Annotated in this window: 24 protein-coding genes and 1 tRNA gene; 21 read left to right on the plus strand and 4 right to left on the minus strand. The window is 72.3% G+C overall.

Annotation, left to right across the window (positions count from 1 at the left end):
* Window positions 1-111: 111 nt before the first annotated feature.
* Entirely contained in the window at window positions 112-588 is a 477-nt protein-coding gene (locus DEJ16_RS08575) for a DUF4383 domain-containing protein (protein ID WP_110825058.1), read from the minus strand.
* Between the two features lie 119 nt (window positions 589-707).
* Window positions 708-1,034, minus strand: coding sequence for a hypothetical protein (locus tag DEJ16_RS08580; RefSeq protein WP_110825057.1), 327 nt, complete (start codon window positions 1,032-1,034; stop codon window positions 708-710).
* 126 nt (window positions 1,035-1,160) lie between these two features.
* On the opposite strand from DEJ16_RS08580, the gene fmt reads away from it, so the two are divergent.
* From fmt to DEJ16_RS08670, 18 genes are all read left to right on the plus strand, one after another.
* Window positions 1,161-2,099 (plus strand): methionyl-tRNA formyltransferase, encoded by a 939-nt coding sequence (gene fmt / locus DEJ16_RS08585; RefSeq protein ID WP_110825056.1) that lies wholly within the window; start codon window positions 1,161-1,163, stop codon window positions 2,097-2,099.
* Entirely contained in the window at window positions 2,096-3,727 is a 1,632-nt protein-coding gene (locus tag DEJ16_RS08590; protein ID WP_110825055.1) for an RsmB/NOP family class I SAM-dependent RNA methyltransferase, read from the plus strand. Before fmt ends, DEJ16_RS08590 begins: the two co-directional genes overlap by 4 nt.
* A gap of 23 nt (window positions 3,728-3,750) precedes the next feature.
* The gene (rpe, locus tag DEJ16_RS08595) at window positions 3,751-4,416 is read left to right on the plus strand and encodes a ribulose-phosphate 3-epimerase (RefSeq protein WP_110825054.1); all 666 of its coding nucleotides are present in this window, start codon (window positions 3,751-3,753) and stop codon (window positions 4,414-4,416) included.
* Window positions 4,417-4,425: 9 nt separating this feature from the next.
* Entirely contained in the window at window positions 4,426-4,689 is a 264-nt protein-coding gene (locus tag DEJ16_RS08600) for a phosphoribosyl-ATP diphosphatase (RefSeq protein ID WP_058742152.1), read from the plus strand.
* Window positions 4,690-4,751: 62 nt separating this feature from the next.
* The gene (hisG, locus tag DEJ16_RS08605) at window positions 4,752-5,591 is read left to right on the plus strand and encodes an ATP phosphoribosyltransferase (RefSeq protein WP_110825053.1); all 840 of its coding nucleotides are present in this window, start codon (window positions 4,752-4,754) and stop codon (window positions 5,589-5,591) included.
* Window positions 5,588-6,379: an imidazole glycerol phosphate synthase subunit HisF gene (gene hisF, locus DEJ16_RS08610; protein ID WP_258365882.1), complete on the plus strand. Its 792-nt coding sequence runs from the start codon at window positions 5,588-5,590 to the stop codon at window positions 6,377-6,379. The genes hisG and hisF overlap by 4 nt, the downstream gene beginning before the upstream one ends.
* 89 nt (window positions 6,380-6,468) lie before the next feature.
* The gene (gene hisI, locus DEJ16_RS08615) at window positions 6,469-6,897 is read left to right on the plus strand and encodes a phosphoribosyl-AMP cyclohydrolase (protein ID WP_110825052.1); all 429 of its coding nucleotides are present in this window, start codon (window positions 6,469-6,471) and stop codon (window positions 6,895-6,897) included.
* On the plus strand, window positions 6,894-8,426 hold the full coding sequence (locus tag DEJ16_RS08620) for an anthranilate synthase component I (protein WP_110825051.1): 1,533 nt from the start codon (window positions 6,894-6,896) through the stop codon (window positions 8,424-8,426). The genes hisI and DEJ16_RS08620 overlap by 4 nt, the downstream gene beginning before the upstream one ends.
* On the plus strand, window positions 8,423-9,211 hold the full coding sequence (locus DEJ16_RS08625) for a Trp biosynthesis-associated membrane protein (protein ID WP_110825050.1): 789 nt from the start codon (window positions 8,423-8,425) through the stop codon (window positions 9,209-9,211). Before DEJ16_RS08620 ends, DEJ16_RS08625 begins: the two co-directional genes overlap by 4 nt.
* Window positions 9,198-9,437, plus strand: coding sequence for a DUF6704 family protein (locus DEJ16_RS08630; RefSeq protein WP_110825049.1), 240 nt, complete (start codon window positions 9,198-9,200; stop codon window positions 9,435-9,437). Before DEJ16_RS08625 ends, DEJ16_RS08630 begins: the two co-directional genes overlap by 14 nt.
* A 4-nt stretch (window positions 9,438-9,441) precedes the next feature.
* On the plus strand, window positions 9,442-10,239 hold the full coding sequence (gene trpC / locus DEJ16_RS08635; RefSeq protein WP_110825048.1) for an indole-3-glycerol phosphate synthase TrpC: 798 nt from the start codon (window positions 9,442-9,444) through the stop codon (window positions 10,237-10,239).
* Window positions 10,240-10,282: 43 nt separating this feature from the next.
* Complete coding sequence (trpB, locus tag DEJ16_RS08640) at window positions 10,283-11,497, plus strand: tryptophan synthase subunit beta (RefSeq protein ID WP_110825217.1); 1,215 nt, start codon at window positions 10,283-10,285, stop codon at window positions 11,495-11,497.
* Complete coding sequence (gene trpA / locus DEJ16_RS08645; protein ID WP_110825047.1) at window positions 11,494-12,288, plus strand: tryptophan synthase subunit alpha; 795 nt, start codon at window positions 11,494-11,496, stop codon at window positions 12,286-12,288. The genes trpB and trpA overlap by 4 nt, the downstream gene beginning before the upstream one ends.
* Before the next feature lie 96 nt (window positions 12,289-12,384).
* Window positions 12,385-13,374, plus strand: coding sequence for a prolipoprotein diacylglyceryl transferase (gene lgt, locus DEJ16_RS08650; RefSeq protein WP_110825046.1), 990 nt, complete (start codon window positions 12,385-12,387; stop codon window positions 13,372-13,374).
* A gap of 304 nt (window positions 13,375-13,678) precedes the next feature.
* Window positions 13,679-18,196, plus strand: coding sequence for a glutamate synthase large subunit (gltB, locus tag DEJ16_RS08655; RefSeq protein WP_110825045.1), 4,518 nt, complete (start codon window positions 13,679-13,681; stop codon window positions 18,194-18,196).
* Window positions 18,197-18,255: 59 nt separating this feature from the next.
* Complete coding sequence (locus DEJ16_RS08660; RefSeq protein ID WP_110825044.1) at window positions 18,256-19,713, plus strand: glutamate synthase subunit beta; 1,458 nt, start codon at window positions 18,256-18,258, stop codon at window positions 19,711-19,713.
* A gap of 99 nt (window positions 19,714-19,812) precedes the next feature.
* Window positions 19,813-21,258, plus strand: a complete 1,446-nt coding sequence (gene pyk, locus DEJ16_RS08665) for a pyruvate kinase (RefSeq protein ID WP_110825043.1) — start codon at window positions 19,813-19,815, stop codon at window positions 21,256-21,258.
* 168 nt (window positions 21,259-21,426) lie between these two features.
* On the plus strand, window positions 21,427-22,566 hold the full coding sequence (locus tag DEJ16_RS08670; RefSeq protein ID WP_110825042.1) for a VIT1/CCC1 transporter family protein: 1,140 nt from the start codon (window positions 21,427-21,429) through the stop codon (window positions 22,564-22,566).
* 33 nt (window positions 22,567-22,599) lie between these two features.
* Here the strand turns inward: DEJ16_RS08670 and DEJ16_RS08675 are convergent, their stop codons facing one another.
* Complete coding sequence (locus DEJ16_RS08675) at window positions 22,600-23,139, minus strand: HdeD family acid-resistance protein (protein WP_181419531.1); 540 nt, start codon at window positions 23,137-23,139, stop codon at window positions 22,600-22,602.
* 105 nt (window positions 23,140-23,244) lie between these two features.
* Here DEJ16_RS08675 and DEJ16_RS08680 point away from each other — a divergent pair.
* From DEJ16_RS08680 to DEJ16_RS08690, 3 genes are all read left to right on the plus strand, one after another.
* A tRNA-Leu gene (locus tag DEJ16_RS08680) sits at window positions 23,245-23,324 on the plus strand.
* Between the two features lie 100 nt (window positions 23,325-23,424).
* Window positions 23,425-24,030: an ANTAR domain-containing response regulator gene (locus tag DEJ16_RS08685; protein WP_110825040.1), complete on the plus strand. Its 606-nt coding sequence runs from the start codon at window positions 23,425-23,427 to the stop codon at window positions 24,028-24,030.
* A 108-nt stretch (window positions 24,031-24,138) separates the two neighbouring features.
* Window positions 24,139-24,606 (plus strand): GNAT family N-acetyltransferase, encoded by a 468-nt coding sequence (locus tag DEJ16_RS08690; protein ID WP_110825039.1) that lies wholly within the window; start codon window positions 24,139-24,141, stop codon window positions 24,604-24,606.
* A 13-nt stretch (window positions 24,607-24,619) separates the two neighbouring features.
* On the opposite strand, the gene DEJ16_RS08695 is transcribed toward DEJ16_RS08690, so the two are convergent.
* Window positions 24,620-25,051, minus strand: a complete 432-nt coding sequence (locus tag DEJ16_RS08695) for a PaaI family thioesterase (protein WP_110825038.1) — start codon at window positions 25,049-25,051, stop codon at window positions 24,620-24,622.
* Between the last annotated feature and the right edge of the window lie 18 nt (window positions 25,052-25,069).

Raw genomic sequence — 25,069 nt, forward strand, 5'->3', positions numbered from 1 at the left:
CCCGGCGCTCCACGGGCCCCGCGCTGTACGCGCCCCCGCGCTGTGCCGCCCGGACGGACGGGAGGCCCGTGGCGATCCCGCCACGGGCCTCCCGTCCGTCACCGACGCGGATCAGCGAGCAGTGCGCTCCGCACCGACCGGTGCGCGACGGCCGCGGGACAGCACGACGCCGAGCGCGACCATGCCGATCGCGAGGACGAGGTGCAGCCAGTTGTCGGCCGAGTTGAGCGGCACGAAGTTCGCCGCGCTGTCGCTGTTCGCGGTGAAGAGGCCGTAGATCCAGAGGACGAAGTACACGACGCCGCCGATCACCAGGTAGAACCGGGACCCGCTGGCACGACGTGCTGCGAGGACCCCGACGACACCGAACAGCAGGTGGACGATGTTGTGCAGCACCGACACCTGGAAGATGCCGAGCAGCATGCCCATGGAGTCGTTGCCGGCGCCGCCCAGGTCACCGGTCGTGAGGCCGGGGACGAAGCCGGCGAGGCCGACGAGCAGGAAGACGATCCCGACGACGAGGGCGCCCTTCTGGACGGGCGTCTCGGCGAAGCTGGTGGGAGCGGGGGTGGACAGTCGGTCTGACATGGTCGTTCCTTTCAGCGGATTGCCTGTGACCGTACCCGTGCGACGACGGGGACGTCCGGAGGTGCCGCGGGCCCTCGTCCCGGGGACGGAGCGGCCGACGGAACCTCCGGCTGCCGGGCTCAGCGCGGCTGGGCGGGGTTGGTCGGGTCGCCGTGCGACGGCGGGTTGACCACCGGGCCGGAGGTCGCTGGCGTGACGGCGGGCGAGGCGGTGCCCTGCTGGACCTCGGGCAGGTGCTCGGGGACCGTCCCGGTCGGCTCGGCGCCGGCGTCGAGGGCTGCGATGCGGGAGGTCAGCACCTGCACGACCGGCAGTCGGTCGCCGTGGCCCCGTTCGTGGTCGAGCAGGGTCTGCAGTTGGTCGCGGTCGAGCGGGCGGACGTGTTCGGCGAGGTTGCCGAGCGGGAGGTGGTCGAAGTCGGGCAGGGGCAGTGCGTCGCTGGTCATGGTGGTCCTTCCGTCGAGGTGCCAGCGACCGTAGGCAGGACCGCCTCCGCACACACCCAGTCCCGGCGCGGACCGAGCGCGACCTCGGCCGCCCGTCCCGTCCGGGTCTCGTGGGAGACTGGTCCGATGCGTCTCGTCGTCGCCGGCAGCCCCGCTGCCGCGGTCCCCACCCTCCGCGCTCTGGCGGCGTCCGACCACGAGATCGCGGCGGTGCTCACCCGGCCGCCGACGCCGCAGGGACGGAAGCGCGTGCTCACCCCCACGCCGGTCGCGCAGGTCGCGTCGGAGCTCGGGCTCCCGGTGATCGAGGCCGCCCGCGTGGACGACGAGGTGACCGCCCGGATCGCGGACCTGGACGTCGACCTCGGCGTGATCGTCGCGTACGGGGCGCTGCTCCGCCGTCCGGCCCTCGACGCCCCGCGGCTCGGATGGGTGAACCTGCACTTCTCGGACCTTCCCGCGTACCGCGGCGCCGCCCCGGTGCAGCGCGCCGTGATGGCCGGTGAGACGACCACCGCGGCGACGGTGTTCCAGCTCGTCGAGGCCCTGGACGCCGGCCCGGTCTTCGCGACCGAGCCGTTCACGATCGATCCCGAGGCGACGTCGGGCGACGTCCTCAGCGCGATGGCCGAGCGCGGCGCGGAGCTCGTCGTCCGGGTCGTCGACGACCTCGCCGCCGGGACCGCGGTCGCCGCCGACCAGGTCGGCGAGCCGACGACGGCGCCGAAGCTGACGCTCGAGGACGGCCGCACCGACTTCGCCGCCCCCGCCGCCGTCGTGCACGCACGACTCCGCGGGGTCACCCCCGAGCCCGGCGCGTTCGCGCTGCTCGGCGAGACCCGGGTCAAGCTGCTCCGGGCGGGCCGGGTCGGACCGGGAGGCGCGGGGGAGGCCGCCCCGCGTCCCGCCCCCGGTGCGCTCCGACTGGTGGACGGTGTGCTGCTGGTCGGCACGGCGGACGAGCCGCTCGTGCTGCGCGAGGTGCAGCCGGCCGGCAAGAAGGCGATGGACGCCGCGGCCTGGGCCCGCGGGCTCGGTCCGCTCGACGGGAAGGTGCTCGCATGAGCGCGGGACAGGCACGGCCGCGGGGCCGACAGGGGAGCGGCGACGAGGGCCGGCGCAGCGGCGGACCCGGTGTCGGCGGTCGTCGGACCGGCGGTCGTCCCCAGGCAGCCCGCCAGGTCAGCGCCCGCCGGGTCGCGTTCGACGTGCTCCGTGCCGTGCAGGTCGACGACGCCTACGCGAACCTCCTGCTGCCGACCCGCATCCGCCGCGCCGGGTTGAGCGCCCGCGACGCCGGCTTCGCGACCGAGCTGACCTACGGCACCATCCGGATGATCGGCCGGTACGACGCCGTCGTCGCCCTGGCCTCCGGACGTCGCGCGGACCTCGTCGAGGCCGACGTGCTCGACGTGATGCGCCTCGGCGTCCACCAGCTGCTCGCCATGCGGACACCGACCCACGCGGCCGTGTCCGCCACGGTCGAACTCGCCCGAGAGGTCGGGGTCGCCCGGGCCACCGGCTTCGTCAACGCCGTGATGCGGAAGGTCGCCGCGAAGACCCCGGAGGAGTGGGACGCCCTGGTGACGGCGGGCCTCGGTGGCGAGGCACTGCTCGCGACGCGGTGGTCGCACCCGGTCTGGGTCGTGTCGGCGTTCCGTGACGCCCTCGCCGCCGAGCGCTCCCGCGACGAACTCGTCGCACTCCTGGCGGCCGACAACGAGGCGCCCCGGGTCCAGCTCGCGGCACTGCCCGGCGTCGCCACCGCGGAGGACGTCGAGCAGGCGACCGCGCGCGCCACGGGTGACGACGACGCCTCCGGTGACGAGCCTCCCGTCGGTCCCGCCGACGACGACACGACCGGCGACCGCGCTGTCGGCGACGACGCCGCCGCCGCCGACACCGCCGGTGGCGACACCGCGCCCGCGACCGCACCGGTCGCGCCCGACCTGCCCGTCTCACCGGTCGGCATCCGCGGGGTCGCCGGCGACCCGGCACGCGTCCCCGGCGTCGCGGCCGGGCGCCTCCGGGTGCAGGACGAGGGCTCGCAGCTCGCCGCCCTCGCGCTCTCCCGGTCCTCCGAGGTCCGTCCCGGCGAGCGGTGGCTCGACCTCTGCGCCGGTCCCGGCGGCAAGGCGGCGCTCCTGGCGGCCGAGGCCGCGCAGGCCGGGGCGACCCTCGTCGCGAACGAGCTCGTCCCGGCCCGGGTGGGACTCGTCCGGGAGGCCCTCCGGGACTTCCGCGACACCGTCACGGTGGTCGAGGGCGACGGCCGTCGCTTCGGACAGGACGGCTCCGGCGTGCGGTTCGACCGCATCCTGCTCGACGCGCCGTGCACCGGGCTCGGTGCGCTGCGCCGTCGTCCGGAGGCCCGCTGGCGGAAGCAGCCCGAGGACGTCGCGGAGCTGGCCGTCCTGCAGGAGGAACTGCTCGAGGCCGCGGTCCGGGTCCTCGTACCGGGCGGCACGCTCGCCTACGTGACGTGCTCGCCGCACCTGGCGGAGACCCGCGGACAGGTCGACGCCCTGATGCGCCGCCACGGGCACGAGCTCGAGCAGCTCGACACGGCGTCCGTGGTCCGGTCGGTGGCCGCTCGTGACCCCCGGGTCGCGGACGGCCGGACGGTGCAGCTCTGGCCGCACCGCATCGGCACCGACGCGATGTTCATCGCACTCGTGCGCCGAACGGCCTGAACCGCGGCCGGTAGGCTCGACGGGTGACGATCCGCATCTCGCCGAGCATCCTGTCCGCCGACTTCGCGAACCTCGAGCGCGAGCTCCAGCGCATCGACACCGCCGACATGGTGCACGTCGACGTCATGGACAACCACTTCGTGCCGAACCTGACGCTCGGGCTGCCGATCGTGCAGCGCCTGCAGCAGGTCTCGCCGGTCCCGCTCGACGTCCACCTCATGATCACCGACGCCGACACCGAGGCACCGAAGTACGCCGAGACCGGCGCGGCCAGCGTGACGTTCCACTTCGAGGCGGCGACCGACCCCGTGGCCACCGCCGCGGCGATCCGGTCGAACGGGGCCCGTGCCGCCGTCGCCCTGAAGCCCGGCACGCCGGTGACCCAGGTGCTGCACCACCTCGACGCCTACGACATGGTCCTGCTCATGACCGTCGAGCCGGGGTTCGGCGGGCAGTCGTTCATGCCCGAGGTGATGCCGAAGCTCGCCGACGCCCGGGCGGCGGTCGACGCGTCGGGGCTCGACGTCTGGCTCGAGGTCGACGGCGGCATCGCGGTCGACACCGTACCCCAGGCCGTGCGGAGCGGCGCCGACACCCTGGTCGCCGGCTCCGCGGTGTACGGCGGGGAGCCGGCAGCGCGCATCGCCGATCTCCGGGCGGCGGCGCAGCGTGCCCTCGCGGACCGGTAGCCTGGGAGCGTGAAGACGTTCGACGACCTGTTCGCGGAGCTGACCGAGAAGGCGCGGACGCGCCCGGAGGGCTCCGGCACCGTCGCCGAACTGGATGCCGGCGTGCACCAGATCGGCAAGAAGATCGTGGAAGAGGCCGCCGAGGTCTGGATGGCGGCCGAGTACGAGGGCGACGAGCGCACCTCAGAGGAGATCTCGCAGCTCGTGTACCACCTGCAGGTGCTCATGGTCGCGAAGGGCCTCACCCCGGCGGACGTCTGGCGACATCTGTAGGGAGCGCTGGTCCAGCGCACCGCAGACCCGTCACCGACCCTCCTCCAGGAAGCAGACCCCTGATGCTCCGCATCGCCGTGCCCAACAAGGGCTCCCTGTCCGAGACCGCCTCCGAGATGCTCCGGGAGGCCGGGTACGCCGGTCGCCGTGACCCGAAGGCGCTGCACCTGCTCGACGAGCGCAACGGGGTGGAGTTCTTCTTCCTGCGGCCGCGCGACATCGCGACCTACGTCGGCTCGGGCGCGCTCGACGTCGGCGTCACCGGCCGTGACCTGCTGCTCGACTCCGGCTCGGCCGCGCACGAGGTCGACGCGCTCGGGTTCGCCGACTCCACCTTCCGGTTCGCCGGGGCCCCCGGTCGCTACGCCACGCTGCAGGACCTCGAGGGCGTCCGGGTCGCGACGAGCTACCCCGGACTCGTCGGCGAGTTCCTCGCGCGGCACGGCGTGACCGCGACGCTCGTGAAGCTCGACGGCGCCGTGGAGAGCGCGGTCCGCCTCGGTGTCGCCGACGCGGTCGCGGACGTCGTGTCCACCGGCAGCACGCTCCGCGCCGCGGGCCTCGAGATCTTCGGTCCGGTCATCCTCGAGTCCACCGCGGTCCTCATCACCACGGACGAGAGCATCGCCGGGATCGACGTCCTCCGCCGCCGCCTGCAGGGCGTGCTGGTCGCCCGCGGGTACGTCATGCTCGACTACGACATCCCGTCCGAGCTGCTCGAACGGGCGACGGCGATCGCCTCGGGCATCGAGTCACCGACCGTCTCACCGCTGCACGACCGCGACTGGTCCGCGGTCCGGGTGATGATCCCGCGCGAGGACGCGAACCTCATCATGGACGCGCTCTACGACCTCGGCGCGCGGGCCATCCTCGTCAGCCCGATCCACGCCGCACGCCTGTGACCGACGCGCCCGTCGCGACCGCCCTCGGCGGCGTGTCCGTCCGTGTCATCCCGTGCCTGGACGTGTCCGGCGGCCGGGTCGTCAAGGGCGTCAACTTCCTCGACCTGCAGGACGCCGGCGACCCGGTCGAGCTGGCCGCCCGCTACTACGAGCAGGGCGCGGACGAACTGACCTTCCTGGACGTCGGGGCGACGGTCGAGAACCGCGCGACGATGTGGGACACCGTCACCCGCACCGCCGAGCAGGTGTTCATCCCGCTCACCGTCGGGGGTGGTGTCCGGAGCGTCGACGACGTCTCGCGGCTGCAGCAGTGCGGTGCGGACAAGATCGGCGTGAACAGCGCCGCGATCGCCCGGCCCGAGCTCGTCACCGAGATCGCCGACCGGTTCGGCTCGCAGGCGGTCGTGCTCTCGCTCGACGTCAAGCGCTCCGCCCGCACCGCCTCGGGCTTCGTCGTCACGACCCACGGCGGCCGCACCGAGACCGACATCGACGCGATCGCCTGGGCGCGCGATGCTGTTGAGCGCGGCGCGGGCGAGCTCCTCGTCAACTCGATCGACGCGGACGGCACGAAGAACGGGTTCGACCTCGAGCTCGTCACCGCGGTCCGCGCGGTGTCCTCGGTGCCGGTCATCGCCTCGGGAGGCGCAGGACGCGTCGAGCACTTCGCACCGGCCATCGACGCGGGAGCCGACGCGGTCCTCGCGGCGAGCGTCTTCCACCGTGGCGAGATGACCGTCGGCGACGTCAAGGACGCGCTGCGCGCCACCGGGCACGTCGTCCGCTGAGCCGGCCGGACCGCGCGGGACGGGCCTCCCGGCCGGGTCGGACCGCCGCGCCGGTCGCCGACCGCGCCGGGCCGTAGGCTGGTGGTCTCATGACCGACAGCACCAGCACCAGCACCGGAGCGGTCCTCGACCGCGCGCGCTTCGGTGCGGACGGACTGCTCCCCGCCATCGTGCAGGAGGAATCGTCGAAGGACGTCCTCATGCTCGGCTACATGGACCGGGAGGCCCTCCGCCGCACCCTGACCGAGGGTCGGGTGACCTTCTGGTCGCGGTCCCGGCGCGAGTACTGGCGCAAGGGCGACACGTCCGGGCACGCCCAGTACGTCCGCGGTGCGGCCCTCGACTGCGACGACGACACCCTGCTCGTGACGGTGCACCAGGTGGGGGCGGCCTGCCACACCGGTGCGCGCAGCTGCTTCGACGTCGACCCGCTCGACCCGGTGACGGCGTCCGCACCGGCCGACGCGCAGACCGGCCCCGGCGACGCCGCCGAGCCCGCGGCGGGGTCCGACCGGTGAGCGACGCACCCCGCACCACCAGCCGTGCCGACTTCGACCGGCTGGTCGCCGAGGGGCACCGCGTCGTCCCCGTCGTCCGTGCGCTCTTCGCCGACAGCGAGACGCCCGTCGGTGTCTACCGGAAGCTCGCCGACGGACGCCCCGGGTCGTTCCTGCTCGAGTCCGCCGGACAGGGTGGGCTGTGGTCGCGCTGGTCCTTCGTCGGCGTGCGGAGCTTCGGCGTCCTGACGCAGGAGGGTGACCGGGCGGCCTGGATCGACACCGGCCTGTCGGCGGAACGTGCCGTCGGGTCCCTCGACGGCGCTCCGCTGGAGGTCCTCGCCCGACTGCACGAGCGGTGGGCCACACCCCGCGTGCCCGGGACCCCGCCGCTCGTCGGCGGCACGGTGGGGTTCATCGGGTGGGAGGCCGTCCGCCAGCTCGAGCACCTGCCCGACGCGCCGCCGGCGGACTTCGACGTGCCCGGCCAGGCGCTGTCCTTCGTCGCCGAGCTGGCCGCGCTCGACCACCGCACCGGGCTCGTGCTGCTCGTCGCGAGCGCCCTGCACGACGGCACGGACGACGCCGACACGCTGTGGTCCGACGCCCAGACCCGACTCGACCGGATGCAGGCCGACCTCGTGCAGCCGAGCGTCGCCACCGTCGCCGAGGCGTTCGACATCGCCGAACCGACCGCACGCTCCCGGTCCACCCCGGAGGAGTACGCGGCGGCGATCGAGCGGTCGAAGCGGTACATCCGCGACGGCGACGTCTTCCAGGTGGTCATCTCGCAGCGGTTCGACCACGACGTGACGGCCGACCCGCTGGACGTCTACCGCGTGCTGCGGACGCTCAACCCGAGCCCGTACATGTACTTCCTGTCCCTGGCGGGCACCGATGGCGAGCCCTTCTGGATCGTCGGCGCGTCGCCGGAGGCGCTCGTGAAGGTCCAGGACGGCCGGGCCATGACGCACCCGATCGCCGGCTCCCGACCCCGCGGTGCCACCACGGAGGAGGACGTCCGCCTGGGCGAGGAACTGCTGCAGGACCCGAAGGAACGGGCCGAGCACCTCATGCTCGTCGACCTGGCCCGCAACGACCTGCAGAAGGTGTGCGAGCCGGGCACGGTCGCGGTGACCGAGTTCATGACGGTCGAACGGTTCAGCCACGTCATGCACCTCGTGTCGAGCGTCGAGGGGGCCGTCCGGCCCGGGGCGTCCGCGATCGACGTGTTCCGCGCGACCTTCCCGGCCGGCACGCTCTCCGGGGCACCGAAGCCGCGGGCACTGCAGATCATCGACGAGCTCGAACCGGCGGCGCGCGGTGCCTACGCGGGCGTCGTCGGGTACTTCGACTTCGCCGGGGACGCCGACGTCGCGATCGCGATCCGCACCGCCCTGATCCAGGACGGCGTCGCCCGGGTGCAGGCCGGGGCCGGGCTCGTCGCCGACTCCGACCCGACGAGCGAGCACCTCGAGTCGGTCAACAAGGCCGCGGCGCCGCTGCGTGCCGTCGCGACCGCGAACCGGATGACCGGGGTGCTCCGGTGAAGCGCTCCCGACCGCTCGTGGTCGTCGTCGGGCTCGCGGTCGCGGGCCTCGTGATGCTCGCGTGGACGCAGACCTGGTTCACCGTGCACCTCGACCACTCCGCGGCGGTCGTGAAGACCGTGGCCGCCGACGGCGCGACGGTCGTGCCGCAGTACACCGCGGTCGCGATCGCGAGCCTCGCGCTGTTCCTCGCGTTGACGATCGCCGGTCGTGTCGTCCGGGTCGTGCTCGCGGTCGTGCAGGTCCTGCTCGGCGTGGCCGTCGTGGTGACCGGGATCTCCGCACTGTCCGACCCGGTGGCCGCCGCACGCAGCGCCGTGGGGTCCGTCGCCGGCGTGAGCGACATCGGCGCCGTCCGGCAGGTCGTCACGCGCGTCGACGTCAGCATCTGGCCCGTGGTGGGGATCACCGGCGGCGTGCTCGCAGCCCTCCTCGGCGTCGCCGTGCTCGTCCTGCAGCGGTCCTGGCCCGGTCCGAGCCGGAAGTACGGCGACGCCGCCACGCCCGGGTCGGCAGCGGACGTCTCCGGCTCCCATGCGTCGGACGGCACCGGCACGTCGGACGGCGCCGGCACGTCAGACGGGACCGGCGCCTCCCGGACCGGGTCCCGGGCGCCCGTCGTCCGCGACGCCGTCGTCGACTGGGACGACCTGAGCGCGGGTCTCGACCCGACCGCGGGGGACGCCGCCGACGGGCGGGTCCGGACCACGGACGCGGTAGGATCGTCGGAGCGTCGCCCGACCGGCGGCGCCAGCGACAACGAGGAGCACCGTGAGCAACACTGAGCCCGCAGAACTCGGCGAAGGCCACTCGCCGGCGGCCTGGACGGCCGTCGTCATCATGCTGATCGGCTTCGCCGCCGGGACGCTCTTCTTCTGGTTCGACATGGCCTGGGGCGTGTGGGCATCCGCCGCCGTCGTGGTCATCGGTCTCGTCGTCGGCGCGGTCATGGGCAAGGCCGGCTACGGCGTGAACGGCCCGAAGTTCGTCCCCAAGCACCACGGCGAGTGAGCGCGTGCCTGCCGCGCCCTCCGAGAACCTCCTCCTGACCCTCGTCGCCGGCGCGCTCGAGGACGCCGCGGCCCGTCGCCTGGACCGGCCGTACGCGGACGTCGAGCGTGACCTCGACCGGGTCGCGTCCCCGCTCGACGCCCTCACGTTCCTCACGCCGGGGGACCGCGTCAAGGTCCTCGCCGAGGTCAAGCGGGCCAGCCCGTCCCGTGGGTCGATGGCGCCCATCGAGGACCCGGCGTCGCTCGCCGCCGACTACGAGCGCGGCGGAGCCTCGGCGATCAGCGTCCTGACCGAAGGGCGCAGGTTCCTCGGGTCGCTCGCCGACCTCGAGGCGGTCAAGGCCCGGGTGTCGGTGCCGGTGCTCCGCAAGGACTTCATCGCCGACCCGTACCAGGTGCTGGAAGCGCGTGCGGCGGGGGCCGACCTCGTCCTGCTGATCGTCGCCGCACTCGAGCAGCCCGCCCTGGGCGAGCTGCACGGCCTCGCCGAGGAGCTCGGTATGCGCGTCCTGGTCGAGGCGCACTCGGCGGACGAGGTCTCCCGTGGGCTGGACGCCGGTGCTCGCATCCTGGGTGTCAACGCCCGCGACCTCACCGACTTCTCGCTCGACCGTGACCTGTTCGGCTCGCTCGCCGACCGCATCCCCGACGGGGTCGTGCGCGTCGCCGAGTCCGCCGTGAAGACCCCCGCCGACGTCGCCCACTACCGGTCCGCCGGGGCGGACGTCGTCCTCGTCGGGGAGGCGCTCGTCACCGGCGCCGACCCCGCCGCCACGCTCGCGTCGTTCATCGACGGCTGACAACCCGTCCGGCCCCGTGCCGGGCACTCCCGGGAGCACCACCGTGACCTCACTCCGTGACCTGCAAGGCCCGTACTTCGGCGACTTCGGCGGGCGGTTCGTCCCCGAGTCGCTCGTCCTGGCGCTCGACGAGCTCGAAGCCGCCTTCCGGGAGGCCTGGGCCGACCAGTCCTTCCGGGACGAGCTCGACACGCTCCACCGCGAGTACACCGGGCGGCCGTCGATCATCACCGAGGTGCCGCGGTTCGCGAAGCACGCCGGTGGTGCCCGGGTGGTCCTGAAGCGCGAGGACCTCAACCACACCGGCTCGCACAAGATCAACAACGTCCTCGGGCAGGCGCTCGTCGCGCGCCGGCTCGGCAAGACCCGCCTGATCGCGGAGACCGGAGCGGGACAGCACGGCGTCGCGACCGCGACGGCGGCGGCCCTCTTCGGCATGGACTGCGTCGTGTACATGGGCGCCGTCGACACCGAGCGACAGGCGCTCAACGTGGCCCGCATGCGGCTCCTCGGCGCGCAGGTCATCCCGGTGGAGACCGGCTCGCGCACGCTGAAGGACGCCATCAACGAGGCCCTGCGGGACTGGGTCGCGAACGTCGATTCGACGCACTACCTGCTCGGGACCGTCGCCGGTCCGCACCCGTTCCCGGAGATGGTGCGACAGTTCCACAAGGTGATCGGCGAAGAGGCGCGTCAGCAGGTCCTCGACCGCGTCGGGCGCCTGCCGGACGTCGTCGCCGCCTGCGTCGGCGGTGGGTCGAACGCCATGGGCATCTTCGAGGCCTTCCTCGACGACGAGTCCGTCCGGCTGTACGGCTTCGAGGCCGGGGGCGACGGGGTGGAGACGGGTCGGCACGCCGCGAGCATCACCCTCGGTCGCGAGGGCGTCCTGCAGGGTGCGAAGTCCTACCTGATGCAGGACGAGGACGGGCAGACGATCGAGAGCCACAGCATCTCGGCCGGGCTCGACTACCCGAGCGTCGGACCGGAGCACGCCTACCTGGCCTCGATCGGTCGGGCGACGTACGAGCCGATCACGGACACCGAGGCGATGGAGGCCTTCCGCCTGTTGAGCCGGACCGAGGGCATCATCCCCGCGATCGAGTCGTCCCACGCCCTGGCCGGGGCGATCAAGCTCGGCAAGGAGCTCGGCCCCGACGGCGTCGTCCTCGTGAACCTGTCCGGCCGCGGCGACAAGGACGTGGCCTCCGCCAGTCGGTACTTCGGCATCCTCGACGAGACGGCGGTGCAGTCGTGAGCACGAACAAGACCGTCGCCGCGACCATCGACCGCGCGAACGACGAGCGCGCCGGTGCCGTCGTCGGGTACCTCCCGGCGGGCTACCCGGACCTGCAGACGAGCATCGACGCCGCCGTGGCCCTCGCCGAGAACGGCGTCGACGTCATCGAGCTCGGGCTGCCGTACTCCGACCCCGTGATGGACGGACCGGTCATCCAGCGCGCCGCGGAGGAGAGCCTGGCGAACGGCTTCAAGGTCGCGCAGGTCTTCGACGCGGTGCACGCGATAACCGAGGGCGTCGACACCCCCGTCCTCGTGATGACGTACTGGAACCCCGTGCTGCGGTACGGCGTGGACCGGTTCGCGGACGACCTCGTCGCGGCCGGGGCGGCCGGCCTCATCACGCCGGACCTGATCCCGGACGAGGGCCGGCAGTGGATCGACGCCTCGGAGCGCACCGGGCTCGACCGGGTGTTCCTCGCGGCCCCGTCCTCCACGGACGCCCGGATGAAGCAGGCCGTGGACCGGAGCCGCGGCTTCGTCTACGCCGTCTCGACGATGGGCGTCACCGGTGCCCGATCCGGCGTCGACAGCGCGGCCCGCACCGTCGTCTCGCGGCTCCGCGACGCCGGTGTCGAGCGCACGTGCGTCGGCCTCGGCATCTCGACCGCCGACCAGGTCGCCGAGGTGCTCGAGTACGCGGACGGCGCGATCATCGGCTCCGCGTTCGTCCGGGCACTGGCGGACCTCGGGGTCACCGGCGTCGCGGAGCGTGCCGCCGACCTGTCGTCGGGTTCCGCGCGGCGCTGAGCCGGGTCGACCCGCGCTACAGTGATCGGGGCCGACCGGCCCCCGGCACCACCAGGACCGGCGACCACCAGCCCCGTGAAAGGCGACAGCACCCACATGTCCCTCCTGAGCATCCCGAGCCCGAGCACGGCGTGGCAGTACTTCGACCTGACCGCCTGGCTGCAGAGCACGTTCGGCATCTCGATGCCGCTGGACTTCCGGATCCACGCGTACGCGATCTGCATCCTCGTCGGGATCGTCATCGCGGTGCTGCTCACGAACTCCCGGCTGAACGCGCGCGGTGCCGAGCGCTGGGTCATCATCGACATCGCCATCTGGGCGGTGCCGGCGGGCATCATCGGCGGCCGCCTGTTCCACGTGCTCACGCACGTCGACGACTACTTCGGTCCCGGGATCGACCCGCTCTCGGTGTTCTACGTGTGGGAGGGCGGACTCGCGATCTTCGGCGCGCTGATCCTCGGGTCGCTCGGCGCCTGGATCGGCTGCCGGCAGACCGGCCTGCGGTTCTCGGCGTTCATCGACGCCGCCGCGCCCGGCGTCCTGCTCGCCCAGGCCGCCGGCCGTCTCGGCAACTACTTCAACCACGAGCTGTTCGGCATGCCGACGAGCCTGCCGTGGGGCCTGCAGATCGAGGCGACCAACCCGGCGTACCCGGCCGGCCTGCCCGAGGGCGTCCTGTTCCACCCGACCTTCCTGTACGAGATCATCTGGAACGTCGTCGGTGCCGTGGTCATCCTGCTCCTCGACCGGAAGTTCCGCCTGCAGTGGGGTCGTGTGATGGCCCTGTACCTCATCTGGTACGGCGTCGGCCGCTCCGTCCTCGAGTCGATCCGCGTGGACACGAGCGAGACCTTCGGCGGCGTCCGGACCAACGTCTGGATGTCCTTCGCCGCGATCCTGCTGGGCCTGCTGGTCTTCTGGGTGCAGTCCCGTCGTCACCTCGGCAAGGAGCCGAGCCCGTACCTGCCGGGTCGCGAGCCCCGCTCGAAGTCCGATGTAGACTCGGACGACACCTACTCGGAGCACGACACCACGACCGGTGTCGCCGATCCGGAGCCGGTCGCCAGCGCAGCCGACCGACACTGAGGTCCCGACCTCTCCCGAACCCAGCACCACACCGCGATCGCGGTCCGCCACAAGCGGGCCCCACTCCTCGCACGCCGCCCGGACACCTCCTGGCGGCGAGCACGGGCACCAGTCCCGCCCGCTCGGGCGGAACGCACCACCGGGCCACCGCTGTCCCTGTTCCACTTCCTCGTGAGGACGGTTCCCCATGGCGCTCCTGCCATCTCAGCCCTCTGCAGTCCCGAACGGCGCGACGGACTCGTCGTCCCGGACCGGGCTCCGCTCGCCGCACCGACGTTTCTCGGCGGTCCCCGACGCCGCCGGGATGTACGACCCGGCGAACGAGAAGGACGCCTGTGGTCTCGCGATGGTCGCGACGCTCCGCGGGACGCCCGGGCACGACATCGTCGACGCCGCGCTCGGCGCGCTCCGGAACCTCGAGCACCGCGGTGCCGTGGGCTCGGACGCCGGCACCGGTGACGGCGCGGGCATCCTCTGTCAGGTCCCGGACGCGTTCTTCCGCGAGGTCGCGCCGTTCGCCCTGCCGGACGCCGGCCAGTACGCGGTCGGCACCGCCTACCTGCCGCTCGACGTCGACGCCCGCGCCACCGTGAAGGCGACCGTCGAGGCACTCGCGGCGGACGAGGGGCTCCGCGTGCTCGGCTGGCGTGAGGTGCCGGTCCGGCCCGAGGTCCTCGGCACCCTGGCGCGTGCGGCGATGCCCGCCTTCGAGCAGGTCTTCGTCGTGTCCACGCACACGGACGAGCACGGCGCGCCGCGTTCCGGCATCGAGCTCGACCGCCAGGCGTTCCGACTCCGGAAGCGTGCGGAGCAGGACAGCGAGCTCTACTTCATGTCGCTGTCGAGCCGCACCATGGTCTACAAGGGCATGGTCACGACGCTCCAGCTCGAGCCGTTCTACCCCGACCTCAGCGACGAGCGCTTCGCGTCGCGTCTGGCGATCGTGCACTCGCGCTACTCGACGAACACCTTCCCGTCGTGGCCGCTCGCGCAGCCGTTCCGCTCCCTCGCCCACAACGGTGAGATCAACACCGTGCGCGGCAACCGGAACTGGATGCGGGCCCGCCAGTCGCAGCTCGAGAGCGAGCTCCTCGGCGACATGGCACCGCTGCTGCCGATCGTGAGCCCGGGTGCGAGCGACTCCGCGTCGTTCGACGAGGTGCTCGAACTCCTCACCCTGACCGGTCGGTCCCTCCCGCACGCGATGTCGATGATGGTGCCGGAGGCCTGGGAGAACCAGGTCGACATGGACCCCGAACTCCGCGCCTTCTACGAGTACCACTCGATGCTCATGGAGCCGTGGGACGGCCCCGCCGCGATCACGTTCACCGACGGCACGCTCGTCGGCGCCACGCTCGACCGCAACGGCCTGCGTCCCGGACGCTTCCTGGTGACCGACGACGGGCTCATCGTGATGGGCAGCGAGACGGGCGTCATCGACGTGCCCGCGTCGAAGGTGGTCCGCAAGGGCCGTCTGCGCCCGGGCCGGATGTTCCTCGTCGACACCGAGAACGGCCGGATCATCGAGGACGACGAGGTCAAGCGCGAGCTCGCCGCGTCCGGACCCTGGTCCGAGTGGCTCGAGTCCGGTCGCATCAACCTGGCCGACCTGCCCGAGCGCGAGCACATCGTGCACACCCCGGCCTCGGTCACCCGGCGGCAGCGCGCCTTCGGGTACACCGAGGAAGAGGTCCGGATCCTGCTCCGCCCGATGGCGCAGACCGGGGCCGAGCCGCTCGGCGCGATGGGCTCCGACACCCCGATCGCGGTCCTGTCGCAGCGTCCGCGACTGCTGTTCGACTACTTCACGCAGCAGTTCGCCCAGGTGACGAACCCGCCGCTCGACTCGATCCGCGAGCAGGTCATCACCTCGATGGGGCTCGGCCTCGGGCCGGAGCGCAACCTGCTCACCGCCGGGCCCGAGCACGCGAAGCAGATCGTGCTCGACTTCCCGGTGATCGACAACGACGAGCTCGCGAAGATCCAGCACTTCGAGACGGCGTCCGGGCGGCACCTCACCGTGACGATCCGCGGGCTCTACCGCGTGGACGCCGGCGAGACGGCCATGGAGCAGCGCATCACCGCCGTGTGCGACGAGGTCGACGCGGCGATCGAGTCCGGCAAGCAGTTCATCGTCCTGTCGGACCGTGACGGCAACGCCGAGTACGCGCCGATCCCGAGCCTGCTGCTGCTCGCCGCCGTGCACCACCACCTCATCCGCACCGAGCAGCGCATGAAGGTCGGTCTGATCGTCGAGGCCGGCGACGTCCGCGAGGTGCACCACGTCGCGACGCTCATCGGCTACGGCGCGTCCGCGATCAACCCGTACCTGGCGATGGAGACGTGCGAGAACCTCGTGCGCTCGGGCATGATCACCGGGCTCACGCCGGAGCAGGCCGTCAAGAACGTGATCAAGGCGCTCGGCAAGGGCGTCCTGAAGATCATGTCGAAGATGGGCATCTCGACGGTGTCGAGCTACGCCGGCGCCCAGGCGTTCGAGGCGGTCGGTCTCAGCCAGGAGGTCGTCGACCGGTACTTCACCGGCACGTCGTCGATCCTCGGTGGAGTCGACGTCGACGTGATCGCCGCGGAGAACGCTGAGCGACACGCCCAGGCGTATCCGCAGGACGGCGCCGTGCTCTCGCACGAGCGACTGCAGACCGGCGGCGAGTACCAGTGGCGCCGTGAGGGCCCGCCGCACCTCTTCAACCCGGACACCGTCTTCCGGCTGCAGCACGCCACGCGAGCCCGCCGGTACGACGTGTTCCGCGAGTACTCGAAGGCCGTCGACGACCAGTCCGAGCAGCTCATGACGCTGCGCGGCCTGTTCGGGTTCTCGCACGGCACGCGCAAGCCCGTACCGCTCGACGAGGTCGAGCCGATCGCGGAGATCGTCAAGCGGTTCAACACCGGCGCGATGTCGTACGGGTCGATCTCGCAGGAAGCACACGAGACGCTCGCGATCGCCATGAACCGCCTCGGCGGTCGCTCGAACACGGGCGAGGGCGGCGAGGACGTCGAGCGTCTGCTCGACCCCGAGCGGCGCAGCGCCATCAAGCAGGTCGCGTCCGGCCGGTTCGGCGTGACGAGCATGTACCTGACCCACGCCACCGACATCCAGCTCAAGATGGCGCAGGGCGCGAAGCCCGGCGAGGGCGGGCAGCTGCCGCCGCAGAAGGTCTACCCGTGGGTGGCCCGGACGCGGCACGCCACGGCGGGCGTCGGCCTCATCTCGCCGCCGCCGCACCACGACATCTACTCGATCGAGGACCTCAAGCAGCTGATCTTCGACGTCAAGCGCGCCAACCCCTCGGCCCGCGTGCACGTCAAGCTCGTCAGCCAGTCCGGCATCGGCGCGGTCGCAGCGGGCGTGACGAAGGCACTGGCCGACGTCGTGCTCGTCTCGGGTCACGACGGCGGCACCGGCGCGAGCCCGCTCAACTCGCTCAAGCACGCGGGTACCCCGTGGGAGATCGGTCTGGCCGAGACCCAGCAGACGCTCATGCTCAACGGCATGCGCGACCGTGTCACGGTGCAGGTCGACGGCCAGATGAAGACCGGGCGCGACGTGCTCGTGGCGGCCCTGCTCGGTGCCGAGGAGTACGGCTTCGCGACGGCGCCGCTCATCGTCGAGGGCTGCATCATGATGCGCGTCTGCCACCTCGACACCTGCCCGGTGGGCGTCGCCACCCAGAACCCGGAGCTCCGGGCGCGGTTCTCGGGCAAGCCCGAGTTCGTCGTGAACTTCTTCGAGTTCATCGCGCAAGAGGTGCGCGAACTGCTCGCCGAGCTCGGGTTCCGCAGCCTCGACGAGGCCATCGGACGCGCCGACGTGCTCGACGTGGACCGTGCGGTTGCGCACTGGAAGGCGTCCGGACTCGACCTCGAACCCGTCCTCAAGGGGCCGGACTTCGGGGCGGACGAGCCGCGCACCCGGCGCCGCGCGCAGGACCACGAGCTCGAGCAGCACTTCGACAACCGGCTCATCGCCGAGGCGTCCGACGTGCTCGAGCACGGCGGCACGCTGACGCTCGACCTGCCGATCCGCAACACGGAACGCGCGGTCGGGACGATGCTCGGCCACGAGGTGACGCTCCGGCACGGGGAGAACGGCCTGCCGACCGGTTCGATCGACATCACCCTCCGCGGTTCCGCGGGTCAGTCGCTCGGCGCGTTCCTGCCGGCCGGCATCACCCTGCGGCTCGTGGGCGACAGCAACGACTACGTCGGCAAGGGGCTGTCCGGTGGCGAGATCGTCGTCCGCCCGGCGGCGGACGCGGGCTTCGACCCGTCGGAGAACGTCATCGCCGGCAACGTCATCGGCTACGGCGCGACCCAGGGCAGCATGTTCATCCGCGGCATCGTGGGGGAGCGCTTCCTGGTCCGCAACTCCGGTGCCACCGCGGTCGTCGAGGGCGTGGGTGACCACGCACTCGAGTACATGACCGGCGGGCTCGCGCTCATCCTGGGCGAGACCGGCCGGAACCTCGGCGCGGGCATGTCGGGAGGCACGGCCTACGTCCGCGGACTCCGTCGCGAGCTCGTCAACACCGATGCGCTCACGTCCGGTGAGCTCCGCCTGGAACCGCTCGACAGCGCCGACGTCGCGATCGTCACCGACCTGCTCCGCCGGCACGCCGACGAGACCGGCTCGACGATCGCCGCCGGGCTGCTCGACTCGGGCGACCTGTCCGAGTTCGTCAAGGTGCTCCCGCGTGACTACGCGGCGGTGCTCCAGACGCGTCAGCAGGCCGTCGACGAGGGCCTCGACCCGGACGGCACCGTCGTCTGGAACCGCATCCTGGAGGTCACCGGTGGCTGACCACGCGCGCACCCGCCTCCACTCCCGCTCGACCCGCACCCTCACCCAGGAGGTGACCCGTGGCTGACCCCAAGGGGTTCCTGAAGGTCCAGGAACGTGAACTGCCGGCCCGCCGTCCCGTCCCGCTGCGGCTCATGGACTGGAAAGAGGTCTACGAGCAGCAGGAGTCCGGCGCGCTCAAGCGACAGGCCGGGCGCTGCATGGACTGCGGCGTGCCGTTCTGCCACCAGGGCTGCCCGCTCGGCAACCTCATCCCGGAGTGGAACGACCTCACGTGGCGCGGCGAGGGTCGCCAGGCCATCGAGCGTCTGCACGCGACGAACAACTTCCCGGAGTTCACGGGGCGACTGTGCCCGGCTCCATGCGAGGCGTCCTGCGTGCTCGGCATCAACCAGCCGCCGGTGACGATCAAGCAGGTCGAGGTCTCGATCATCGACGAGGCGTACCAGAACGGATGGGTCACGCCGCACCCGCCGGAGCGCCTCACCGGCAAGACCGTCGCGGTCGTCGGTTCCGGTCCCGCAGGGCTCGCCGCCGCGCAGCAGCTGACCCGCGCCGGGCACACGGTCGCCGTGTACGAGCGGGACGACCGCATCGGTGGTCTGCTCCGCTACGGCATCCCGGACTTCAAGATGGAGAAGCGGCAGATCGACGCCCGCCTCGCGCAGATGCAGGCCGAGGGCACCCGCTTCCGTGCCGGTGTCGAGATCGGCCGGGACATCACCTGGGACGACCTGAAGTCGCGGTACGACGCGGTCGTGGTCGCCACCGGGGCGACCGTGCCGCGCGACCTCCCGATCCCGGGTCGTGACCTCGCCGGCGTGCACTTCGCCATGGACTACCTCGTCCAGCAGAACAAGGCGAACGCGGGCACCGTGGTCGACAACCAGGTCACGGCCGAGGGCAAGCACGTCGTCGTCATCGGCGGCGGTGACACCGGCGCGGACTGCATCGGCACCGCCCACCGCCAGGGTGCGCTCAGCGTGACGAACCTGGCGATCGGCAAGCAGCCGCCGCTGGAGCGCCCGTCGGACCAGCCGTGGCCGATGTTCGCCACGGTGTTCGAGGTCACGAGCGCGCACGAGGAGGGCGGGGAGCGCATGTTCCTGGCCACCACGGTCGAGTTCCTGGCGAACGAGGCCGGCGAGGTCCGTGCGCTCCGCGTCGCCGAGACCGAGTACGTCGACGGCCGCCGTGTCCCGAAGGCCGGCACCGAGCGTGAGATCCCCGCGGACCTCGTGCTCATCGCGATGGGCTTCACCGGTCCGGAGACCGACACGATCGAGCCGCAGCTGGGGCTCCCGACCACCGTGTCGGGCGCGGTGTCCCGCCAGGCGGACTACACCACGAACGAGCCGGGCGTGTTCGTCGCCGGCGACGCCGGTCGTGGGCAGTCCCTGATCGTCTGGGCGATCGCCGAGGGGCGTGCCGCCGCGGCGAAGGTCGACGAGTACCTCGAGGGGTCGACGATCCTGCCGGCTCCGGTCAAGGCGACGGACCGGGCGATCTCGGTCTGATGGTCCCCACCTCGTAGACGGGAGGCCACCGGCACTCGATAGGGTGCTGGTGGCCTCTCGTCGTTCCGCGAAGCCACCTCCACCACACGAAGGAATCCATTGAGACGCGCAAAGATCGTTTCGACGCTCGGACCTGCCACCTCCGACTACGAGGTCGTCAAGCAGATCATCCAGGCCGGGGTCGACGTCGCCCGCCTGAACCTCAGCCACGGTGACTACAGCGTGCACGAGGTCAACTACGAGAACGTGCGTCGCGCCGCCGAGGAGCTGGGCAAGCCCGTCGCGATCCTCGTCGACCTGCAGGGCCCGAAGATCCGTCTGGCGAAGTTCGCCGACGGCCCGCACGAGCTCGCCGTCGGCGACGTCTTCACGATCACGACGGAGGACGTGCCGGGCACGAAGGACGTCTGCGGGACCACGTTCAAGGGGCTGCCGCAGGACGTCAAGCCGGGCGACCCGCTGCTCATCGACGACGGCCGTGTGCGCCTCCGCGTCCTCGACACCGACGGCGTGCGCGTCCGCACGGAGGTCGTCGTCGCCGGCACCGTCTCGAACAACAAGGGCATCAACCTGCCCGGTGTCGCGGTGAACGTGCCCGCGCTGAGCGAGAAGGACGAAGCCGACCTCCGTTGGGGCATCCGCATGGGCGCGGACCTCATCGCGCTCTCGTTCGTCCGCAACGCCGCCGACGTCGAGCGTGCGCACCAGATCATGGACGAGGAGGGCAAGCGCCTCCCGGTGATCGCCAAGGTCGAGAAGCCGCAGGCCGTCGACGCGCTCGAGGAGATCATCGACGCGTTCGACTCGATCATGGTCGCCCGTGGTGACCTCGGCGTCGAGCTCCCGTTGGAGGCCGTCCCGATCGTGCAGAAGCGCGCGGTCGAGCTGTCCCGCCGCATGGCCAAGCCGGTCATCGTCGCGACCCAGATGCTCGAGTCGATGATCTCGTCCCCGATCCCGACACGCGCCGAGACGTCCGACGTCGCGAACGCCGTCCTCGACGGTGCCGACGCCGTCATGCTCTCCGGTGAGACGAGCGTCGGTGAGTACCCGGTGGAGACCGTGCGCACGATGGCCCGCATCGTCGAGTCGACGGAGGACCACGGCCTCGAGCGCATCGCCCCGCTCGGCACGAAGCCCCGCACGCTCGGTGGCGCGATCACCCTCGCAGCGGTCGAGATCGCGGAGTTCACCGAGGCGTCGTACCTCTGCGTGTTCACCGAGTCCGGTGACTCGGCCCGCCGCATGTCCCGCCTGCGCCACGGGCTGCCGATCATCGCCTTCACCCCGAACGAGACGACGCGTCGTCGTCTGGCGATGACGTGGGGCGTGCGGTCCTACCTGGTGGACCGGAAGACCCACACCGACGAGCTCTTCTCCCAGGTGGACGACGTCCTCATCGGCAACGGCCTCGCCGTCCCCGGCGACCGGGTCATCGTCACGGCCGGCTCGCCTCCCGGACTCGAGGGCTCGACGAACGACCTGCGCGTGCACCGGGTGGGCGACGCGCACGCCGAGGCGGCACCCGCCTACGTCCGCGACTGAGCACGGTCGCGTCGGTCCGTGACCGACACGACCCGGAAGGCCGTCACCCACCAGGGTGGCGGCCTCCGCCGTCCCGGCCGGGAGGCACGACACCCGTCGGGCGCGGTCCGCACGCGGGTACCGTGGTCCCGTCCACACCGACCGGCACGAGTACGCGAGGAGCGTCGCATGGGTGATCCGAGCCTCCGGACCGACACCGCGTCCCGGTCCCGCGCCGACGTGCAGCGGTGGCGCCGGTACCTCGCCGACGAGCGTGCCGAGGCGGCCGTCTACCGGAACCTCGCCTCGCGACGCACCGGCGAGGAGCGCGAGATCCTCGTCGCCCTGGCCGAGGCCGAGGGGCGTCACGAGCAGCACTGGCGCGACCTGCTCGGGGACGACGTCGGACGACCGCTGCGGGGGAGCCTCCGTACCCGGGTGCTCGCCGCGCTGGCGGCGCGGTTCGGTTCGGTCTTCGTGCTCGCGCTCATGCAGCGCGCGGAGGACCGCTCGCCGTACGCGGACGACGCCGACGCGACCGCGCAGATGGCGGCCGACGAGCGGATCCACGGCGAAGTCGTCCGCGGGCTGGCGAACCGCGGGCGGATGCGCCTGTCCGGCACCTTCCGCGCGGCGGTGTTCGGCGCCAACGACGGACTGGTGTCGAACCTCGCGCTCATCATCGGTGTGAGCGCCTCCGGGGCGGACCGGCACTTCGTCCTGCTCAGCGGCATCGCGGGCCTGCTGGCCGGCGCGCTGTCCATGGGGGCGGGGGAGTACGTGTCCGTCCGGTCACAGCGGGAGCTCCTCGACGCATCGACCCCGCATCCCGAAGCACAGCGCGCGGTCGCCGACCTCGACGTGGACGCCAACGAGCTCGCGCTGGTCTACCGGGCGCGCGGGATGTCCGAGGACGAGGCCGCAGCCCACGCCGACGAGGTCCTCGCCGCCCTGCTGGCCGGCCCCGCGACCGGCGGGGTGCCGGTGGTGCGGAGCCGCTCTGCGCTGCCCCGCCCGGTCGGCACGGAGGGGGCCGACGAGCACGAGGCGGTCGGCACCGGCACGAGCGCTGCGCTCTCCAGCTTCTGCTTCTTCGCCTCCGGTGCGGTCATCCCGGTCCTGCCGTACCTGGTCGGGCTCGACGGCTGGGCCGCGATCGGGGTGGCCTCGGCGCTCGTCGGCCTCGCGCTGCTCGGCACCGGTGCCGTGGTCGGTGTGCTCAGCGGAGCGTCGCCGCTCCGGCGGGCGCTCCGACAGCTGGGGATCGGCTTCGGCGCCGCCGCCGTGACGTACGTCCTCGGTCTGCTCTTCGGGACCGGGTCGGCCTGACGCAGCCCCGCCGCCGGGCTGCGTCGATCCGGTTCAGCGCCGGGCGGAGGCGCGCGCGGGCAGGAGGAGCAGCGCCGCGCTGCCGACGCCGACGAGGGCGATGCCGGCCAGGACGGTGAAGACCTCGAGGGCGAGCGTCGGGGCGAGCAGCACCGCGACGCCGCAGAGCAGCGACAGCAGCCCGCTCACGACGGACGGCACCCGGGAGGAACCGGGGTGCCCGACGAGGGCACCGACGAGCGCCGCGACGCCCTCGACGAGGAACCCGACCCCGGCCAGGACCGCGTAGACGACGAGCGGTACCGCGGGGTCGACGAGCGTGACGAGTCCGGCGACCCCGACGAGGGACCCGACGACGCCGGAGGTCCAGCGCCAGACGGTCGACGTGCCGTGTCCCCGCGCGGCCGCGAAGACCCGCATGGCCCCGGAGACGACGAGGTACACCCCGAAGAGCAGCGCGACGAGCACCAGTGTCGGCCGCGGCCACACGACGGCGACGATGCCGGCGACGATCGCGACGGCGCCGGTGACGATGACGAACGCCCGGAACGTGCGGACGGCGCGTGAATCCACCGTGGCTCCTCCTGACTGGACTGCCGGACCTCCGACCGTACCGTGCGGGGAGGGCGTCGGTCCGGGCGGGGCGTCGTCGCGGTGGCTGCTACGCTGGCTCCGCTCGCGAGTGTGGTGGAATGGTAGACACGGGGCACTCAAAATGCTCTGCCTCTGGCGTGCGGGTTCGAGTCCCGCCACTCGTACTCGGTCCGCTCGGCCGGTTCCGTCAGGTGCCCGATCGGACCCGCTGGGGATCGCGTCCGGATGCCGCCGTCCGATCGCGCGTCTAGTAGGCTCTTCGTCGTGAGTGACACAGAAGCAACCGCAGCCGCACCCCGTCGCGTCGTCGTCGCCGAGGACGAGTCGCTCATCCGTCTCGACATCGTCGAGATCCTCCGCGACAACGGGTTCGACGTGGTCGGTGAGGCCGGAGACGGCGAGACCGCGGTGCAGCTCGCCACCGACCTGCGTCCCGACCTCGTGATCATGGACGTCAAGATGCCGCAGCTCGACGGCATCTCCGCGGCCGAGAAGCTGTCGAAGAACCACATCGCCCCGGTCGTCCTGCTCACGGCGTTCAGCCAGAAGGAACTCGTCGAGCGTGCGACCGAGGCCGGCGCGCTGGCCTACGTGGTGAAGCCCTTCACCCCGAACGACCTGCTCCCCGCGATCGAGATCGCCCTCTCGCGGTACCAGCAGATCATCACGCTCGAGGCCGAGGTCGCGGACCTCGTCGAGCGCTTCGAGACCCGCAAGCTCGTCGACCGCGCCAAGGGCCTGCTCAACGAGAAGATGGGCCTCACCGAGCCCGAGGCGTTCCGCTGGATCCAGAAGGCGTCCATGGACCGCCGGCTCACGATGCACGACGTCGCCAAGGCGATCATCGAGCAGCTCAGCGCCAAGAAGTAGTCCCACCAGCCACCCCACGGAAGGCGCCGTCCGGAGCGGACGGCGCCTTCCGTGCGTCCGGCGTCGTGCGGTCCTCGTTCCGGCGCCACCAGCTGGCAGGCTGGGCACATGGACGACGTGGTGATCCGGGCCTCCCGGTCGGAGGACATGGCGACGGTGGCCGACCTGCGGTGGCGGTGGCGGGTGGACGAGGACGGCACGGCCCCGGCCGGGACGCCCGAGGCGTTCCGCGAGGCCATGGCGGCCTTCGCGCTCGCGCACCCGGAGACGCACCGGTGCGTGGTCGCCGAGCTCGACGGGGTCGTCGTCGGCATGGCCTGGCTCGCGATCGTCGCCCGACCACCGACCCCGGACCGCCCGGAGCGGTGCACCGCGGACGTGCAGACGGTGTACGTCGCACCCGAGGCCAGGGGCCGCGGTGTCGCGCAGCGGCTGGTCCGTGCGGCACTCGACCTCGCCGAGGAGGTCGGGGCGGAGCGGACGACGGTGCACTCGAGCGTCGCCGGCGAGACGCTGTACCGGCGGCTCGGGTTCGGGGACGCCCGACTGCTGCTCCAGGCGCCGCCCGAGGGCTGACCGACCGCGGGGGTCAGCGAGCGTCGCGGATGATGTTCGTGATGCGCACCGTCGAGCAACGACGGCCCTCGTCGTCGGTGAGGACGATCTCGTGCGTCGTGAGGGTGCCGCCGAGGTGGATCGCGGTGCACGTGCCGGTCACACGGCCGCTCGTCGCGCTGCGGGAGTGCGAGGCGCTCAGCTCGATGCCCATGGCGTACCGACCCGGGCCGGCGTGGATGTTCGCCGCCATCGAGCCGAGGCTCTCTGCGAGGACGACGTACGCGCCACCGTGCAGGAGCCCGACCGGCTGGCGGTTGCCCTCGACGGGGATGCTCGCGACGGCACGCTCGGCGGAGAGCTCGGTGAACACCATGCCCATCTTCTCCGCGAGTTCGCCCATGCCGCGGTCGGCGTACTCGGCGAGGCCCTCGGGGGAGCCGGTGGTGGTGGTCGCGTCGGTCATGCGTGCTCCTCGGGCGGT

Origin of the sequence: Curtobacterium sp. MCJR17_055 (genome assembly GCF_003224335.1) — a bacterium.
In the GTDB taxonomy this organism is placed as follows: domain Bacteria; phylum Actinomycetota; class Actinomycetes; order Actinomycetales; family Microbacteriaceae; genus Curtobacterium.